15 protein-coding genes are annotated in these 18,022 nt (G+C 53.5%); 10 read left to right on the top strand and 5 right to left on the bottom strand.

What is annotated here, in order from left to right:
- Window position 1 precedes the first annotated feature (1 nt).
- From hslV to FE848_RS15945, 4 genes are all read right to left on the bottom strand, one after another.
- Complete coding sequence (hslV, locus tag FE848_RS15960; protein ID WP_200204855.1) at window positions 2-571, bottom strand: ATP-dependent protease subunit HslV; 570 nt, start codon at window positions 569-571, stop codon at window positions 2-4.
- A gap of 209 nt (window positions 572-780) precedes the next feature.
- A complete protein-coding gene (locus tag FE848_RS15955) occupies window positions 781-1,272 on the bottom strand; it encodes an SPOR domain-containing protein (protein ID WP_227715399.1) in 492 nt (163 codons plus the stop codon).
- A gap of 150 nt (window positions 1,273-1,422) precedes the next feature.
- Window positions 1,423-3,108 carry an arginine--tRNA ligase gene (argS, locus tag FE848_RS15950; RefSeq protein WP_200204853.1) on the bottom strand — a complete coding sequence of 562 codons (1,686 nt, stop codon included), beginning with the start codon at window positions 3,106-3,108 and terminating at the stop codon, window positions 1,423-1,425.
- 110 nt (window positions 3,109-3,218) lie between these two features.
- Window positions 3,219-5,393 (bottom strand): primosomal protein N', encoded by a 2,175-nt coding sequence (locus FE848_RS15945; RefSeq protein WP_200204852.1) that lies wholly within the window; start codon window positions 5,391-5,393, stop codon window positions 3,219-3,221.
- 215 nt (window positions 5,394-5,608) lie between these two features.
- Between FE848_RS15945 and rpmE the strand changes: the two genes are divergently transcribed.
- Together rpmE and FE848_RS15935 are read left to right on the top strand one after the other, a co-directional pair.
- Complete coding sequence (rpmE, locus tag FE848_RS15940) at window positions 5,609-5,833, top strand: 50S ribosomal protein L31 (protein ID WP_200204851.1); 225 nt, start codon at window positions 5,609-5,611, stop codon at window positions 5,831-5,833.
- A 228-nt stretch (window positions 5,834-6,061) separates the two neighbouring features.
- Window positions 6,062-7,327, top strand: a complete 1,266-nt coding sequence (locus tag FE848_RS15935) for a malic enzyme-like NAD(P)-binding protein (protein WP_200204850.1) — start codon at window positions 6,062-6,064, stop codon at window positions 7,325-7,327.
- An 83-nt stretch (window positions 7,328-7,410) separates the two neighbouring features.
- Here the strand turns inward: FE848_RS15935 and FE848_RS15930 are convergent, their stop codons facing one another.
- Window positions 7,411-9,927, bottom strand: coding sequence for a penicillin-binding protein 1A (locus tag FE848_RS15930; RefSeq protein ID WP_200204849.1), 2,517 nt, complete (start codon window positions 9,925-9,927; stop codon window positions 7,411-7,413).
- 195 nt (window positions 9,928-10,122) lie between these two features.
- Between FE848_RS15930 and FE848_RS15925 the strand changes: the two genes are divergently transcribed.
- The 8 genes from FE848_RS15925 to FE848_RS15890 form a co-directional block, all read left to right on the top strand.
- Window positions 10,123-11,187 carry a pilus assembly protein PilM gene (locus FE848_RS15925; protein WP_200204848.1) on the top strand — a complete coding sequence of 355 codons (1,065 nt, stop codon included), beginning with the start codon at window positions 10,123-10,125 and terminating at the stop codon, window positions 11,185-11,187.
- Window positions 11,187-11,750 carry a PilN domain-containing protein gene (locus FE848_RS15920; protein WP_200204847.1) on the top strand — a complete coding sequence of 188 codons (564 nt, stop codon included), beginning with the start codon at window positions 11,187-11,189 and terminating at the stop codon, window positions 11,748-11,750. Before FE848_RS15925 ends, FE848_RS15920 begins: the two co-directional genes overlap by 1 nt.
- Window positions 11,750-12,361, top strand: a complete 612-nt coding sequence (locus FE848_RS15915; RefSeq protein WP_200204846.1) for a type 4a pilus biogenesis protein PilO — start codon at window positions 11,750-11,752, stop codon at window positions 12,359-12,361. The genes FE848_RS15920 and FE848_RS15915 overlap by 1 nt, the downstream gene beginning before the upstream one ends.
- Before the next feature lie 2 nt (window positions 12,362-12,363).
- Complete coding sequence (locus tag FE848_RS15910; protein WP_200204845.1) at window positions 12,364-12,912, top strand: pilus assembly protein PilP; 549 nt, start codon at window positions 12,364-12,366, stop codon at window positions 12,910-12,912.
- 65 nt (window positions 12,913-12,977) lie between these two features.
- Window positions 12,978-15,032: a type IV pilus secretin PilQ gene (gene pilQ, locus FE848_RS15905; RefSeq protein ID WP_200204930.1), complete on the top strand. Its 2,055-nt coding sequence runs from the start codon at window positions 12,978-12,980 to the stop codon at window positions 15,030-15,032.
- Between the two features lie 135 nt (window positions 15,033-15,167).
- The gene (gene aroK, locus FE848_RS15900; protein WP_200204844.1) at window positions 15,168-15,734 is read left to right on the top strand and encodes a shikimate kinase AroK; all 567 of its coding nucleotides are present in this window, start codon (window positions 15,168-15,170) and stop codon (window positions 15,732-15,734) included.
- A complete protein-coding gene (aroB, locus tag FE848_RS15895) occupies window positions 15,727-16,824 on the top strand; it encodes a 3-dehydroquinate synthase (protein ID WP_200204843.1) in 1,098 nt (365 codons plus the stop codon). The genes aroK and aroB overlap by 8 nt, the downstream gene beginning before the upstream one ends.
- 35 nt (window positions 16,825-16,859) lie before the next feature.
- On the top strand, window positions 16,860-18,022 hold a 1,163-nt coding region (locus tag FE848_RS15890; RefSeq protein ID WP_200204842.1), incomplete at its 3' end, for an AAA family ATPase.

The following is an 18,022-nucleotide window of genomic DNA, read 5'->3' as shown; positions in this document are numbered from 1 at the left end:
TTTACTCCGGATCAGTCGTTTTGGAGGGTTCTGGTTTGATAACGGCATCTTTGGAGAGCAGTTCAATGGTGCGATTGTGGTTGGTATAGATGCAGATATCTGCAGCTATCTCCAGGCCTTTCTCCACAATCTCGTGGGCAGAAAGCTGAGTGTTTTCAAGCAGAGCCCGTGCAGAGGCTTGAGCGAACGGGCCGCCCGAGCCAATAGCAATCAACCCGTGCTCTGGCTCTATCACGTCACCATTACCTGTGATGATCAGGGAAGCTGTTTTATCCGCTACAGCCAAAAGCGCTTCCAGCTTGCGCAAGGCCCTGTCTGACCGCCAGTCTTTGGCAAGTTCAACGGCGGCTCTTGTGAGATTGCCGTTATGCTTTTCAAGCTGCGCCTCAAAGCGCTCAAACAGAGTAAACGCATCTGCAGTGCCGCCTGCAAAACCCGCGATAACCTGTCCGTTATAGAGGCGGCGTACCTTGCGGGCGTTACCCTTCATCATGGTATTTCCCAGAGAAACCTGGCCGTCGCCACCCATGGCAACTTCGTCATCGCGTCTGACGGAAAGTATGGTAGTCATTCGGGCTCCAATTGCCTGATTAAAAATTGGTATTGGGCAGTTATGGAGGCAGGATGGAAGAATTCAAGTAGTTTGGAGTAGGAGTCTGCAGGGTGCGGCTTTTCAAAACACGCTGTGAATACCTCCCTGTACGCTCGGCTCCGCCATCCATGGCTCCGCACGGTTTTGAAAAGCCGCACCCTGCAGACTCCCGTAGCTATCGGGTAACCTCAACCTTGCTTGGGAACCTTCCGAATAAGCGGCTGAATGTTAATCGAAACAAGCTTGTCGATGGCTGAGCTCATCTGGCTGCGGGTATTAAAGGGCCCGACATTCACTCTATACCAAACGGAGCCGCTATCGAGTTCTATGCGCTGCACGCCGGCTCTGAGCCCCTGAAAGGCAATCTGTGCGCGCTGACGCTCAGCATCTTCCTTGCTGCGGAAAGAACCGGACTGCACCAGGTAGTCAAAGTCCTGCTTGGTTGGGCCCGGAGTGTACTCCTCCACCTTTGGCGGAATAACCTCAGATTCCGGCAGCATCTCATAAAACCGGAAACCTGGTTTTTTCTCCTCCGGTTTGGCGGTTTTCGTTGCCGGAGTTTGTACTGACTCTTTGGCAGTGGGCGGCTGCTGCGGCCCGCTGCTTGGTGGCACAGAATTGAGGTAGACAATAAACCCGATAAAGCCACCAACCGTTGCCAGTGAAAAAATCCACTTCAAGGATAAACCTCCTCGCTGAGAGCGCGCAGGCGCAGCTGGCTTTGCGCGTTTTTTCTGGGCGCTAGCAGGCTTGGCAGGCTTTTTCCTGTTGGGGGCTGCTGAAGCACCTGAGCGATTTTTACGAGCATAGTCTCGGGACATTGTTGTTACTTACATCTCTTCCGGTGCGCTGACGCCCAGCAGGTCCAGCCCATTGGCAATCACCTGGCGCACGGCCAAATAAAGGCTGATGCGGGAATCTCGCAGTGCTGTATCTTCTATCAGTACCTTGTGGGCGTTGTAATAGGTGTGGAACTGGCCGGCCAGTTCCCTCAGATAGTGCGTGAGGGTGTGCGGTTCGCGCTGCAAGGCAGAGTTGGCAATCAGCTCCGGGTATTTCGCCAGCTGGTTTGCCAGTTCTTTTTCCTCATCCAGAGTCAGTAAAGACAGATCGCCCACGCACTCATTGAACCCGCGCGCAACGCCTTCGACCGCCAACTTCCTCAGCACGCTGCATATGCGTGCGTGGGCATACTGAATATAGTACACCGGGTTTTCATTGGTCTGGGAGCGGGCCAGATCGATATCGAAGGTCAACTGGGAGTCAACGCGCCGCGCAGCAAGGAAAAAACGGGTGGCGTCGCGGCCGACTTCGTCTATCAAATCGCGAATGGTGACGTAGCTGCCTGCGCGCTTGGAAATTTTTACTTCCTGTCCGGAACGGGTAACCATCACCATCTGGTGCAGAACGTAATCCGGCCAGCCCTTGGGAATGCCTGCGTTCAAAGCCTGCAAGCCAGCACGAACGCGAGTTACCGTAGAGTGGTGGTCGGCCCCCTGTTCGTTGATGACCGTGGTAAAGCCACGCTGCCATTTGTCCAGGTGGTAGGCGACATCTGGCAGGAAGTAGGTGTAGCCGCCGTCTTTCTTGCGCATAACCCGGTCTTTGTCGTCACCGAACTCTGTGGTTTTGAGCCACATGGCGCCGCCGTCTTCATAGGTGTAGCCGTTTTCCTGTAAGCGTTTAACGGTAGCTTCCACTTTTCCATCGTCGTACAGGGACGATTCCAGGAAGTACACATCAAACTCGACGCCAAAGGCTTTCAGGTCGAGATCCTGCTCCCGGCGCAGATAGGCCACTGCAAACTCCTGAATGGCAGCCAGGTCATCAGGGTTGGCGCTGGCAGTCACCTCCCGGTCATCTGCCGTAACCGTATCGCCGGCCAGATAGGCTTTTGCGACATCAGCAATGTAGTCGCCACGATAGCCGTCTTCCGGCCAGCTTTCGTCTTCGGGTGTCAGCCCCTTGACGCGCGCCTGTACGGACAGGCCAAGGTTGTTGATTTGGGCGCCGGCATCGTTGTAGTAAAACTCGCGGGTAACGTCATAGCCGTTGGCTTCCAGGAGGCGGCAAAGGCAATCGCCAATGGCTGCGCCCCGGCCGTGGCCTACGTGCAGTGGGCCAGTGGGGTTGGCGGATACAAATTCCACCTGAACTTTTTCACCCTTACCGCTGTTGTTGCGACCAAACTGTCCAGCCTCATCCAGAATGGTATTTACTATCTCAAATGCACTGGCCGTGCTCATGAAAAAGTTAATAAACCCCGGGCCTGCAATTTCCACCTTCGCGACTGCGCTGCTTTGGGGCAACTTCTCAATCAGCATTTCTGCCAGTTTGCGAGGCGCACAGCCGGCCGTTTTGGCTGCAACCAATGCGATGTTGCAAGCATAGTCACCATGGGATTTATCCTTGGTGTTACCCACTTGCGGCGTATAGGTCTGGTCGGCTGGCAGCGTGCCTTCAGATTGAAGGGCCGCCAGTGCGGACTGGAGCAGGTCGGAAACGGTCTCTTTCATGCTGTGAGATGGCTCAGTTTACTGGAAAGTTGGGTTGGGGCAGGGCGCCCGGTGATAATTGAAGAAGGCCATTATCGCGGAAAGTCCGGCCGCAAGCAAAAGCATGATGATTAGCCCGTTTCTTGCGGATCCACATCAATCATCCATTTCGCGCCCTTTTGAAATCGTTTTTGTTCAAGCGTCTGGCAAACGCTCGTCAAAAGCTTATTGAGGCGTCGCCGGTTATCCGTATTTAGCACCAGTTGCGCCCGGTGTCGGTCGGCCCGGCGTGCGATCAGGGCGGGCAGGGGGCCCCAAACTTCGATGCCTGGTGTGTTTGTGAGCGGTTTTATGCTGTCGAGGATCTGTAGGCTTTGCTCCATGGTGTCCGCTTCGGCCCGGAATATAGCCATGGCGCGAAAAGGCGGAAACTGGCCGGCTTCGCGCTCCCCAAGAAGTTGGTCTGCCATGTCGAGATAGTGCCCATTGCAAAGTGTTCTGAGCAGGGGGTGGTCGCTGTGGCAGGTTTGTACAACTACTTTGCCTACTTTAGTTCCACGCCCTGCCCGGCCACTTACCTGGAGTAATGTCTGGATCAATTGCTCAGGGGCCCGGAAGTCGACGCTGAAAAGGCCGCCGTCGGCATTGATAACAACAACCAACGTCACATTTGGGAAATCGTGGCCCTTTGCCAGCATCTGGGTCCCAACGAGGATGCAGGGTTCACCGGTGTTCACTTGTTCGAGTATCGTCTGGATGCTGCCCTTGCGCTGCGTGCTGTCGCGATCCACCCGCACAATGGGGGTGTCGGGGAAGCTGGCAGCAAGAATATCTTCGGTTTGCTCTGTGCCCTGGCCTACGGGCTTGAAGGCTTCACTTTTGCACTTAGGGCAGGTTTCGGTTGCCGCAGTCTGGTAATCGCAATGGTGGCAACGCATGGCGCGATCGCGGCGATGGTAGGTGAGGCGAGTGTCGCAGCGTGGGCATTCGACCATGTGGCCGCAGTCGAAACACATCATCACAGGCGCAAAGCCGCGACGGTTTACGAACACCAGTGCCTGGTTACCGCTTTCCAGCGTCTTCTGGAGCGCTTGCAGGACAGGGCGAGAGAGCCCGCCCTCCAGGGGGCGGCTACGGATGTCCAGCAGGCTGATAGAGGGCGGCAGTGCTTCACCTGCGCGCTCTTCCAGTTTTATCAGCCGGTACTTGCCCGCCAGGGCGTTGTGATAAGACTCCAGCGATGGTGTGGCGGAGCCGAGAATTACCGGGCAACGGTTCAGGTGCGCACGATAAACAGCAACATCCCTGCCGGAATAGCGAAACCCTTCGCCTTGCTTGTATGAGCTGTCGTGCTCCTCATCAACAATCAAGGTTTTCAGTGCAGTGAACGGAAGTAGCACGGCCGATCGCGTGCCAATGAGTATGATTGGCTCGCCATTGCGGATTTTTAGCCAGGCGTTCAGGCGTTCGCTGTCGTTCAGGGCGGAGTGCCATACCAGAATACGCTCGCCAAAATAGCGTTTAAATCGGGCGACGGTTTGGGGGGTCAGGTTGATTTCCGGAACCAGCACCAGCGCCTGATCGTCAGCGGTGAGATTCTGTTTAAGGTAGTGCAGGTAAATCTCGGTTTTGCCACTGCCTGTGATGCCATATAGAAGGGAGGCGCTGAAGCCTTCATCGGGTGGTGGCAGTTGGGAGGCGGCGACCAGCTGTGCGGGAGAAAGCGTTGGGGCTGCAATGGATTCACTGTATTGCTGGCTTTGGGGACTTGCGCTCTCCGGGGCTGCAACTCGAACCAGTTCTTTTTCAAGCAAAGCCTTCAGTTGCGGGCGAGTGAAGCCCGCTTTTGTGATCTCGTTGTTTTTTACGCCCTGCTCGTGTTGGGCAATCCATTCCAGCAGGGTTTTCTGCTTGTGGGCTTTTGCTGGCAGGGCAGCGCTGCTGCCGCAGGCTTGCCACCTGTCTTCAGCTTTTTGTATGGCCGGCCGGCCCCGGCGCAGTGCGGGTGGGAGGGCAGTGAACAAACACTCCCCCAGCGGGTGCTGGTAGTAGTCGCTGGCCCAGCTAAGTAATTGAAAAGTTTCATTTGGCAGGGCGGGCCAGTTTTCCAGTGCTTTTAGCACCGGTTTCAGGGTGATGCCCTCTGGTGGTTCAATGTTTGTTTCCACAACCAGGCCGATCGCCTGCTGTCGCCCGAAAGGAATTTTTACGCGTTGGCCCGGTTCCAAAGGTATTCCCTCGGGCACAAGGTAATCAAAGAGCCTTCTTAGTGGCCGATTCAGCGCAATACGGGCTGTTGATGGCAACGGGTAATCCTTTAATGATTTATGCGTATAAGGCAGGGTTCACGCACCTGCAAGGCTTGCCTGCCAGGATAATTGCAAGTAAGATTCGCGGTCTGTTTGCGGCAGGGCATGATTGTGCCCCGTCTTCTCCATTGATTCAAACATGCGGTGCCTGGCACTTGGGCTTTTACGAGTGTCCCGTGATCAGGTAGCGGCATGACCCACAGAGGTTCGCCATGAAAGAAGGTATTCACCCCAAGTACGAAGACATCACCGCAACATGTTCTTGCGGAAACGTGATCAAAACTCGCTCTACTGTCGGTCATGACCTGCAGCTGGATGTTTGTTCCCAGTGTCACCCATTCTACACTGGCAAGCAGAAGGTTATGGATACTGGTGGTCGTATCGACAAGTTCCAGAAGCGTTTTGGCGGTCGTATCGCCGGAAAGAAAGAAGACTGATCTTGTTATAGATTCGAAAAAAGCGCCTGAGGGCGCTTTTTTTATGGGAAGCGCAAAATAACAGCTTAGTATTTGATTATACGCAATTCGCCGTATTGACTGGTTATAGTTTGTTCGATTTGCCCTTGTCGTTTCGGGGCGAGCGCGCCATAATGTCGCGCTCCTTCAGGCAGGCACCTGCCGTCTGGAGGCTTATTACCTTTTAACGTGACAAACGGAACAGTGGCAATGTCTCAAGATCTGAAAGAAGCAGCCCTTGAATATCACGCCAAGCCGCGGCCTGGAAAGATTAGTGTAGAAATCTCCAAGCCGACCGCGACCGCTCGCGACCTCGCTTTGGCATATAGCCCAGGCGTTGCAGAGCCGGTTCGCGAGATTGCGAAGGACCCGGAGAACGCATACAAGTACACGGCCAAGGGTAACCTTGTCGCCGTTATCTCCGATGGTACTGCGATCCTCGGTCTGGGTAACCTGGGCCCGCTGGCGAGCAAGCCGGTAATGGAAGGCAAAGGTGTACTGTTCAAGCGCTTTGCCGGGATTGACGTATTCGACATCGAAGTCAATTCTGAAAGCCCGCAGGCGTTCATTGAAACCGTTGAGCGTATTGCTGACACCTTTGGTGGCATTAACCTAGAAGATATCAAGGCGCCAGAGTGTTTCGAAATTGAACGCGCGCTGATCGAAAAGTGCAACGTGCCTATCTTCCACGATGATCAGCATGGCACAGCGATTGTTACTGCAGCCGGCATGATCAACGCCCTTGAGTTGCAGGGCAAGAAAATTGAAGAAGCGAAAGTGGTTTGCCTGGGTGCCGGTGCTGCTGCAATCGCGTGCATGAAGCTGTTGATCAGCTGCGGTATCAGCTCTGATAACATCTACATGCTCGACCGCAAGGGTGTGATCCACTCTGGTCGCGATGACCTTAATCAGTATAAGGCGATGTTTGCCAACGACACCGACAAGCGTACGCTGGATGAAGCCATTGATGGAGCCGATGTGTTCCTGGGTCTGTCTGGCCCGGATCTGCTGAGCGCTGACCAGCTCAAGAAAATGGCTCCCAACCCGGTTGTGTTTGCCTGCTCAAACCCGGATCCTGAAATCGATCCTGCGGTGGCGCACTCTGTTCGTGATGACCTCATCATGGCGACTGGTCGCTCAGACTATCCAAACCAGGTTAACAACGTGCTTGGCTTCCCATTCATCTTCCGTGGTGCACTTGATGTTCGTGCAACTTGCATCAACGAAGAAATGAAAGTGGCTGCAGTGAATGCGATCCGTGAGCTGGCTAAAGAGCCGGTTCCGCAAGAGATTTGCGAAGCCTACGGTGCTGACAGCTTTGAGTTTGGTAAAGAGTACATCATTCCCAAGCCCATGGATGTTCGTTTGCTGGACGTTGTTCCTGCAGCTGTGGCCCGTGCTGCAGTGGATTCCGGAGTTGCCCGTAAAGGCTACCCGGCGCACTATCCGCTGAAAAGCATGGATGACATCATCTGATCGATGACGTTATGAGTTTGTAAAAAAACCGGCGGTGATCCCGCCGGTTTTTTTGTAGGTATTTGTTTTGTGCTGCGGGTTGCCTAGAAGATTTGGCGCGAAAGGTCGTCTCCATTGCCATGAGTGCGGCCGGGTCTCTCATCTTCTTCGGTCAGAGGTGCGGGTGCATCTTCTTCCTTGAATATCTCGAAGGCACCCTCCTCGCCAGGTCTTGCACGCCTACCGGTCTCCGGGTTGATTCGAATGTTTACAATGCCGTTAGGGCGCGGCATGAAGGCTGATGGGGCGCCGTCAAGCGCTACCTTCATGTAGTCTATCCAGATGGGTAAGGCTGTGCTCGCACCGAATTCCCGGCGGCCTAGTGGGGCTGGCTGGTCGAACCCGACCCACACCGTGGTGGCAAGGTTGTGGTTGAACCCTGCAAACCAGGTGTCCCTCGGCTCATTTGTTGTGCCGGTCTTGCCGGCAATGTCATCCCGGCCAAGGGCCAGCGCCCTGCGCCCAGTTCCCCGCTTAACCACATCCCGGAGCATTGAGTGCAATATGTATACAGAGCGCTCGTCTGCTAGCCGACGCATAACACGCGTCTTGGGGGCGGATTCCTCTGTCATGGTCAGTGTTCTTTCGAGAGTGTCATCTGTGCTGGTTTCAGGCTCCAGATCGTTGGTGCCGCAGTTACGTTCACACAGAATAACCTCCGGGGCCAAGTATATGTCCTTGCCGTCTACATCTGTGATGCTCTGAATCAGGAACGGTTCTACGTCGTAACCACCGTTGGCGATAACTGCCAGGCCTCTGGCTAACTCCATCGGCGAGAGTTGTCCGCTGCCCAGTGAGAGGGACAGGTCTTTGGGCATATTCTCGGTGGGAACCTTGAGCTGATCAAGGTAGTCCAGCATTTGGGGAATGCCCAGATCTCTCAAGAGCCGGATAGAAACAAGATTTCGTGAGCGGTAAAGGGCTTCACGCAGAGGGGTGGGGCCATAGAATTGTCCTGAGGAATTCTGTGGGCGCCAGGCAGTTTCGAGTTCCGAGTCATCAAAAACAATTGGGGCATCGTTATAAATAGTGGCCGGCGTTTTGCCGCTCTCCAGGGCGCTGAGGTACAGGAACGGTTTGAATGTAGAGCCTGGTTGACGCTTGGCTTGTATGGCACGGTTGTACTTGCTTTGCCCGAAACTGTAGCCGCCCGCAAGTGCTTGTATGGCGCCGGTTTTAGCCTCAATAGAGATTAGCGCACCTTCGGCTTTTGGAACTTGCATGAGTGACGCGCGGATGGGTTGGACAGATCCCGGGTCCTGGTCGACTGTTTGCTCTGCGTCATCCGGAGTGTCTGGTACTTTGGGGAGTTCGTCTACCCGGACATAAACAACGTCGCCTACGCTCACAACATCTGAAGCTTTTTCGGGTTTGGGCCCGGTCAGGTTTTCAGTTCTGTAGCGGCGGGCCCACTGCATTGTTTCGAAGGGTATGATTGCTGGTCCAAACCTCCACACATAGGCGCGCGCTTCCCCTTTATCGTCATTGATTTCGGTAATAGCAGCAGGCATCAAAGACTCTACTCTGGGGTAGTTCAGCATCGCGCGAGCAAGATCTCCTCCTGCAAGGGTGTCGGCATCCAGTTTGCCTATGGCGCCCCGGAACCCGTGTCGGCGATCGTAGGCTTCAAGGCCGCTTCGCAAGGCGTCTGTTGCTGTTTGCTGTTCTTTGCTGTCTACCGTCAGTGTAACGGAGTAGCCATCGGTATAGGCTTCCTCTCCAAAGCGTCGGACCATCTCTGCTCGCGCCATCTCAGCAACATAGTCGGCGTCCACTTCGGTTTCTGTGGCGTTGTAAGTTGCTGTGAGTGGCGCCTGAATAGCGAGGTCGTAGGCGGTCGGGCTGATATACGCAAGCTCTTTCATTCGGCCAAGAATCCAGTCTCTGCGCTGCATGGCGCGCTGGGGGTTGGCGAGAGGGTTGTATGCAGAGGGGGCTTTGGGTAGTCCTGCCAACATGGCCATTTGAGCAAGTGACAGTTCGTTGACGGGCTTGTTGTAATAAACGCGAGCCGCAGCCGCTATGCCGTAAGCCCGGTTGCCCAGATAGATCTTGTTCAGGTAGAGCTCAAGAATTTCGTCTTTTTCGAGTTCACGTTCTATTTGAACAGCCAGGAGTATCTCGTTGAACTTGCGAATAAAGGTCCGGTCGCGTGACAAAAAGTAATTTTTTGCAACCTGCATGGTGATGGTGCTGCCGCCAGATTGGATCGAGCCGGTAGAGATCAGTTCGATCGCAGCCCGCACCAATCCTTTGATGTCGACCCCGAAGTGCTCGTAAAAGCGTGAGTCCTCAGCTGCCAAAAAGGCTTGTAACTGAATTGTAGGGATCTGTTCGATTGTGATCGGGGCCCTTCTCTTTTCACCGAATTCTGCTATTAATCTGTTGTCTTTGCTATATACCCGCAGCGGCGTCTGGAGTTTTATGTCCAGAAGCTGCTCAACAGGTGGAAGGCCAGGGCGCAAGTAAAGATAAAAGCCTGAGCCAACGATAACGGCGACACTCAGTCCGGTGAGAAATAACCAGGCAAAAAGGCGAGAAGTGCGCAACAAATGAGACATTTTTTTCTGACAACTGTTGGATATAGGTCTATCATTTGAGAAATTGCTTTAGGAAGGATGAGTCGCTTCACCGTTGCAAATGTTCCCAGCTGAACGAGAGTGGGCATTGTAAACGGAACAATGAAGAAATTCTCTTAAATAAAAAACACATAACACATGTAACCGGGTGCAACTAACCAGGTATAGGGTGAGCGCGTGTTCGGATTGTTCGGAAAGAAATCCAGTGCAGTGTTGGGCGTTGATGTGAGCTCCAGTTCCGTCAAGCTCATAGAGCTGTCCAAGCAGGGCGACCGTTATAAGGTCGAAAGCTACGCTGTTGAGCCGTTGCCGGCGAATGCTGTCGTGGAAAAAAATATCACGGACGTAGAAGCGGTGGGTGAGGTTCTCAAGCGGGTAGCCTCAAAGTCGCGTTCCAGCGTCAAACAGGTTGCTGTGGCGGTGTCCGGCTCGGCGGTCATTACAAAGCTCATTCAGATGGATGGCGGCCTTAACGAATTTGAGATGGAAGATCAGATCGCCCTCGAGGCTGATCAGTACATCCCATATCCGTTAGACGAGGTTGCTATTGATTTCGAGGTGCAGGGTCCCTCGGAAACGAACCCGGATCAGGTGGATGTGCTCCTGGCGGCTTGCCGTAAGGAGAACGTGGATATCCGCCAGGACGCACTCGAGATTGCTTCGCTTAACACGAAGATTGTGGACGTTGAAGCCTATGCGCTGGAGCGTGCATACGGTTTGATTGAAGCTCAGCTCGATTCCCAGGGTGAGGAGCTTGTGGTGGCCATTGTTGATGTTGGGGCGACCATGACAACCTTGAGTGTACTGGCTGAAGGTAAAACCGTGTATACGCGAGAGCAGATCTTTGGTGGCAAACAGCTTACGGAAGAAATCCAGCGTCGCTACGGTTTGTCTGTAGAAGAAGCCGGGCTTGCCAAAAAGCAGGGCGGGCTGCCTGATGATTACGAATCCGAAGTGCTTACGCCGTTTAGGGAGGCCGTGGTTCAGCAGGTTGCCCGTGCGCTGCAGTTCTTTTTCGGGGCTAGCCAGTACAATGCGGTGGACTACGTGGTGCTTGCAGGTGGTACTGCTTCGATTCAGGGGCTGACAGAAATGGTGGAAGAAAAGACTGGCACACCAACACTTGTTGCGAACCCCTTTGCAGAGATGGCGGTCGGTTCGCGGGTTAACGCATCTGCTTTGAGTAACGATGCTCCCTCGCTGATGATTGCTTGTGGCTTGGCGATGAGGAGCTTCGACTAATGGCAAGAATTAACCTCAGGCCTTGGCGCGAAGAGCTCCGGGCAGAGAAGCAGAAACAGTTTGTTGTGATGGTTGTGGGTGCCGCTATTATCGGAGCAGGGCTTACGTTTTTGTGGAGTTCTGACCTCGATAGCAGTATCGCATACCAACATTCACGTAACGCGTACATCGAGTCGGCCACCAAAAAGCTCGATGTGCAGATCAAGGAAATTGACAGCTTGAAGCGCAAGCGTAACGAGTTGCTTGCGCGCATGAAGGTCATTCAGGACTTGCAGGGCAAGCGGCCCGTCATTGTTCGTGCCTTTGATGAGTTGGTCCGCACCTTACCTGATGGTCTGTTTTATACAGACCTCAAAAAGACAGGTGATCAGGTGAGCATTGTGGGTATGGCGGAATCAAATAGCCGTGTTTCAACGCTGATGCGTCAGTTTGATGAGTCCGAGTGGTTCACAAACCCGAATCTGTCCAATGTGTCGTCGGCGGATGGAAAGCGTGCAGGTTACAGCCAGTTCACCATGACAGTGCAGCAGAAAACACCTGAGCCGGAAGGAGGGAGTAAGTAATGAGCCTTGCGGATTCACTTAAAAGCCTGAATGAATTTGATATCAATGATCTTGATATAAACAATGCGGGTATCTGGCCTGCACCTATCAAGGCCATTGTTGTTTTGATCGTTTTCGGTCTGATCATGGGCGGAGGCTACTGGTTTTTCATAAAAGACCAGTATGTTCAGATCGACAGGGTTGAAAAAATCGAACAGGATTTGCGCAAAAAGTACGAAGAGAAAGCTTACCAGGTAGCTAACCTGGAGGTGTTCAAAGCGCAGATGATTGAAATGGAAGAGACCTTTGGCGCTCTGGTTCGGCAGTTGCCGAGCGAGACAGAAGTGCCGGGGCTTCTGGAAGATATCACTAACACTGCTCTGGGTAGCGGACTCGCGTTGCAGGAAGTGAAGCTACAGCCTGAGCAGAGACGCGACTTCTATTCAGAACTACCGATCAATATCCGTGTTTCCGGCTCTTACCATGAGTTGGCATCCTTTGTAAGCAGCGTTGCAAGCCTTCCAAGGATCGTAACATTGCATGATTTAACCATTAAACCAACTGGCGGAGACGGTGAGCGACTTGATATGCAAGTTGTTGCGCGCACCTACCGCTACCGGGCTGGAGAATGAGCATGGCAGCAAAGCATGCGGGAAAAGCCTGGCTGGGTGTTTGTCTGGTATCACTCTTGACAGCTTGCTCCCAGGGCAGCGGTTTTTCCGATCTGGACAAGTTTATGGCAGACACCCGAGCCAAACCTCGGGGGCATGTCGAACCATTGCCTGAGTTTAGCGCATACGAGGCGTTCAGTTACTCTGCAGCAGACAGGCGGGCTCCGTTTGAGCCCCCACTGGATGTTCAGCTGACTATGGTTGACGAAAAGCCCATAAGTGATGTTGAGCCCAATCTGGATCGCCCCAAAGAAGTGCTGGAGAATTTTGATCTCAAGGATCTTGGCATGGTGGGGACGCTCCAGGGAGTGTCCGGAAACCTGTTTGCTCTGATTCGGGACAATGCGGGGGGTATTCACCGGGTTCGTACCGGGAATTTCATGGGGCAGAACTATGGCCGGGTTATTGGCGTTAGTGAAACCCGTATAGAGCTTATCGAAATCGTTCCCAATGGCCGGGGTGGCTGGGTAGAGCGTCCTCGCTCTCTGACCCTGGACGAAGACGCTGGCTAAGGAGCGACTTTATGAAAACTGAAAGAAAAATGCATGCACAAAAAAGTTCGGGGTCGAGGCTAGCGATGTTCAGAAAACTCAATGTATACGTCAGCTTAATTGCTTTTGGGTTGTTATCCGGCCTGGCCAGTGCGGTCACGCTGGAAGACGTGTCGTTTTCGTCGCTACCGGGAGAGCGCCTGGAAGTGACACTTAAGTTTGATGGTCAACCGCCCGAACCATCGGGTTACACCATTGAACGACCAGCAAGAATCGCGATGGATTTGCGTGACACTACCAGTGGGCTTAACACCCGCAGCATTCCTCTCGGTTCGGGTAATGCCCAGAGCATGACCGTTGTTGAGACAAAGGATCGTACGCGCTTGATCTTCAATCTGGTTGAGCTTGCGCCTTACGAGACAGTTCGGAATAACAACTCGCTGGTGATGACAATCGGTGGTGAGTCAGGTGCTGGCTCTGTTGCCACTAACACTTCCGGAACAGCAGCTGCGTCACAGTCCGCTTCTACACCTGGTACATTGGCCGGCATAGATTTCCGTCGTGGAAAGAATGGCGAGGGTCGTGTCATTGTTGATCTTGGAAGTCCAGGCACGCCGGTTGATCTGTCTGAGTTGGGCGGGAAAATCCGTCTCACGATGAATGGGATTGCCGTGCCAGCCGATCTACGCCGACGCTTGGATGTAACCGACTTCGCAACACCTGTCAGCCGCGTTGATACGTTCATCGAAGATGGCAACGCGGTGGTCGAGATACGCCCTGAAGGCAATTATGATTACATTGCCTATCAGTCTGGTAGTCAGTTTACGGTGAGTGTTGAAAAGCTGAGCGAAGAAGAAGCTGAGACCCGCCGTGAGGAAAAATTCCCTTACTCTGGAGAAAAGCTGTCGCTGAACTTCCAGGATATCGAAGTGCGCTCAGTGCTGCAGTTGATTGCTGACTTCACCGGCTTGAATCTTGTTGCCAGTGACACGGTAGGTGGCAGCATTACTCTGCGACTGCAGAATGTTCCCTGGGATCAGGCTCTGGATCTTATCCTGAAGACCAAAGGGCTGGATAAGCGTCAGATTGGCAACGTATTGTTAGTCGCACCTGCTGAAGAGATTGCGGCCCGTGAGAAGCTTGAGCTGGCAACTACCAAGCAGATTGCTGAGCTTGCGCCGGTTCGTTTGGACATTATCCAGGTTAACTACGCGAAGGCGAGTGACATAGTTGCACTTATTCAAGCAGATAAAGAGCTGATCTCGAGCAGAGGCTTCGTTTCCTCAGATGCGCGCACCAATACCATCAGTGTTCGGGAGACGACTGAGAAACTGGATGAAATCCGTCGTCTTGTTTCGACTTGGGACATAACGGTTCGTCAGGTTTCCATCGAAGCTCGCATTGTTCGCGCTCAGAATAACGTTGCTCAAGAGCTTGGTGTGCGCTGGGGTGCAGCAGGCCGGGGTAATGCAAACAGTGGAAACAATAATGTTGTAGTCGGCGGCTCACAGGGTGGCTTGAGCTCGATTGCCGGCAGCGGCGCTCTTGGCTTCCCGTCTGACCTTAACGTAGACCTGGGCACTATTCGTTCCCCGGCAGGGTCGCTAGCCTTTGGTTACATTGGTACGGACTTCTTGATTGATATGGAGTTGTCCGCTTTTGAAAGTGACGGTCAGGCCGAGGTGGTCTCGCAGCCACGCGTGGTAACTGCAGATCGTCAGACGGCTTCCATCAAGTCGGGTCAGGAAATTCCATATCAGGAAGCTTCCAGCAGCGGTGCAACCAGCACTTCATTCAAAGAGGCGGTGCTGTCGCTAGAGGTCACTCCTCAGATCACCCCTGACGACAAGATCATAATGGACCTTGAGGTTAATCAGGATTCCCGAGGCGAAGATACTGACGCGGGTCCGGCGATTAATACCAACTCCATTACAACGCAGGTGCTTGTGGGCAATGGTGAAACAATTGTGCTTGGAGGGATTTTTGAGTCCACCAACTCAACCACGGTCACAAAAACACCATTCCTGGGTGATATTCCCTACCTGGGCCGTCTTTTCAAGCGGACGGAAGTAACCGAACTCCGTAGTGAACTCTTGATCTTCATCACGCCGAAGATCATCAAGAACGACCTGATTCAGTAACAGGGGTCAGCAGCAAAGCCGCCGCGGTAAACCGGCGGCTTTTTTGTGTCTGAAAACCTGAGATCCCAGGCGAAGCTTATGCAATCTTCAGCCCTGTGATATTCTCACGCGCCTGAACATTATTGAGCGGAAGTTATGTCTTTGCCCAAACGCATAGTCCTGATTGGCCCCATGGGCGCAGGTAAAAGTACGATTGGCCGTATGCTTGCCCGGGAGATGGGGTACAGGTTTCTTGATACTGACCGGATCATAGAAGAGCGTTGTGGAGCAAATATTCCCTGGATATTCGATGTAGAAGGGGAAGAGGGTTTTCGGCAGCGTGAAACGGCGATGCTGGAAGAGCTTGCGGCTGAGCCTGAGACGGTACTTGCCACCGGTGGTGGGGCTGTAATGCGCCCTGAAAATCACGCTCTCCTGAAAAAACATTCAGTGGTTGTCTACCTGAGAACATCCATAGAGCAGCAGGTAGAGCGCACACGCAAAGACCGGAATCGGCCTTTGCTGCAGAATGATGATCCCGAAGGTGTTTTGCGGACTTTGTTTGCGGTTCGGGACCCCTTATATACCGAGCTGGCAGACATTATTATGCACACGGACCGTAAGAGTCCCCGTCTTGTAGTGCGGCAGCTTGTTAATCGCATAAACCCAAAAACACCGCGACAACAAAGGCAGGTGCGAAAGGAGGGTCGCAATCATGTATAAGCTGCTTCACGAACTTCAGGTTGAGTTGGGTGAGCGTAGTTATCCGATAATAATCGGTAAAGGCATGCTGGGTGAGTTTGATCTTTCAGGCTACGTTGGCGGATCCCAGGTAATGATCGTAACCAACGATGTGGTTGCCCCCATGTATCTGGAGAAAGCCAAAGCCAGTTTTCCCGGAAAGACAATAGATGCTTTGGTACTCCCTGATGGTGAAAAGCATAAAGACTGGCAAACGCTGAATTTGATATTTGATGCCCTTCTGGAAAATCAGCACACCCGTAGAACTACGTTGGTGGCACTCGGTGGTGGTGTAATCGGTGATATGACAGGATTCGCAGCTGCCTGCTATCAGAGAGGTGTTCCATTCATACAAATTCCCACTACGCTGCTGTCCCAGGTGGATTCATCTGTGGGTGGAAAAACCGGAATTAACCATCCGCTCGGGAAGAACATGGTTGGTGCATTTCATCAGCCGGAAGTGGTGCTGATTGATACAGATTCACTGCAAACCTTACCGCCGAGGGAGGTGTCTGCTGGCCTTGCAGAGGTCATTAAATATGGACTTATTCGCGATACTGCTTTTCTTGATTGGCTGGAGCAGGCAATGGGCCAGCTGGTCGCTTTTGACAGCGAGGCTCTGGGAGAAGCTATATTTCGCTCATGCGCGTGCAAGGCAGATGTGGTCGGTCAGGATGAACGGGAAAGTGGAATTCGAGCTACGCTGAATCTTGGTCACACATTTGGGCATGCGATTGAGACCTTCGCCGGCTATGGCAACTGGCTTCATGGAGAGGCTGTAGGCACTGGCATGATAATGGCTGCCGACTTGTCTTTACGTGAGGGATCGATAAACCGGGCTGATTATGACCGGGTTGTGCGCATCGTTCTCAAAGCAGGGCTTCCTTCGCAGCCGCCCGAACAAATGACCCCTGCGGACTTTATGAGCCTTATGGCGGTCGACAAAAAGAATGTTGATGGCAAGTTGAGGTTGGTGTTGCTTAAGGCTGTCGGAGAGGCGGAAGTCACATCCGAAGCCTCTCCAGAAAATCTTAAGGCAACACTAAACGCCTTTTGTTATCAGGATAACTGAGCGGGGCGCGTAACATTGAACGGTAGGGGTCTTTTGTGACTGACGACAGCTTCAACAGCCTGGATGGAGGAGGCTTGTTCCCCCGTTTGCAGCAGCGGTATGGCCTGAGAGGTAATCCGCTGGAGATGGACACGCCGTTCTTTCCGGATGGTATGCGTCACCATGCCTTGGAGGCATTGCGCCATCTATGTGGGTTTGGCGACATGGCTCTCTTACTCACCGGCGGCCCCGGGTCTGGAAAAAGCCGGTTGCTGGCAGAGTTGGTTCGCAGTGAATCGTCACGATTGGGTTTTCATCGCATTTCTTCTACAGCCATGGTCAGTGCTAATGCGCTTGCAAAAGATCTCCGGCAGGTTGCCCGTTCTGGTGTTGGAGCCGATGATAACTCGCGAGAGGCCGTGTATCGTTTTTTTCGATGGTCTGAAACCAGAGTCGGTAAAGGGCAGCGTATGGTGCTGCTTATTGATGATGCTGACCGGGCTCCTCCAGAGCTTCTCAGGCTGATCCTCGACGGGTTTTTGGCAGCAGATCGAGCCAAGGCGGCAGTCCCGGTTTTCGTTGGGGAAGACCGCCTGGTTACACTCCTTGGCCTCGATGACTCGTCCACCTCTGTGCATCAGGTCCATTTGCGACCACTAACCCGGGAAGAAGTGTTCTCCTATCTTGAGCCCCGCGTCCATAACGCGGGAGGTAAGGTGAGTGAACTTTTGAGTCCTGCTCGCCTTGCGCGGATACACGATCTCAGCCAGGGGAGTTTCTCTCGGTTGAAAAGGGTTACGCCAGGTATTTGGCTGGATATCGTGTCTGATGCCTCCAGGCAAAGAAAGACCAGGCGTATCGATTTCAAACAGTTCCGCTTGCCTGCGTTGGCCCTATTGATTCTGGGAGCTTCCTGGTGGTTCGTGTCCCAGCAGTATGATGAAACGGTAGCTCTGGATAGTGAAACGCTTCCAGAGCCTGATCGCGTTCGCAGAAGCATTACCATTGGCCCAGAAGCTCCAGAAAATGTGGTTCCAGTGGAAGATATTCCGGTGTTGACAGAAACTCTGGCCCTGGCGGAACCTATTCCTGAGCCTGAGCCTGAGCCTGAGCCTGAGCCTGAGCCTGAGCCTGAGCCTGAGCCTGAGCCTGAGCCTGAGCCTGAGCCTGAGCCTGAGCCTGAGCCTGAGCCTGAGCCTGAGCCTGAGCCTGAGCGCTG

It is taken from the genome of Marinobacter sp. 1-3A, from assembly GCF_016597775.1.
Taxonomy (GTDB): Bacteria; Pseudomonadota; Gammaproteobacteria; order Pseudomonadales; family Oleiphilaceae; genus Marinobacter; species Marinobacter xiaoshiensis.
This window is presented reverse-complemented; position numbering and strand designations above follow the sequence as displayed.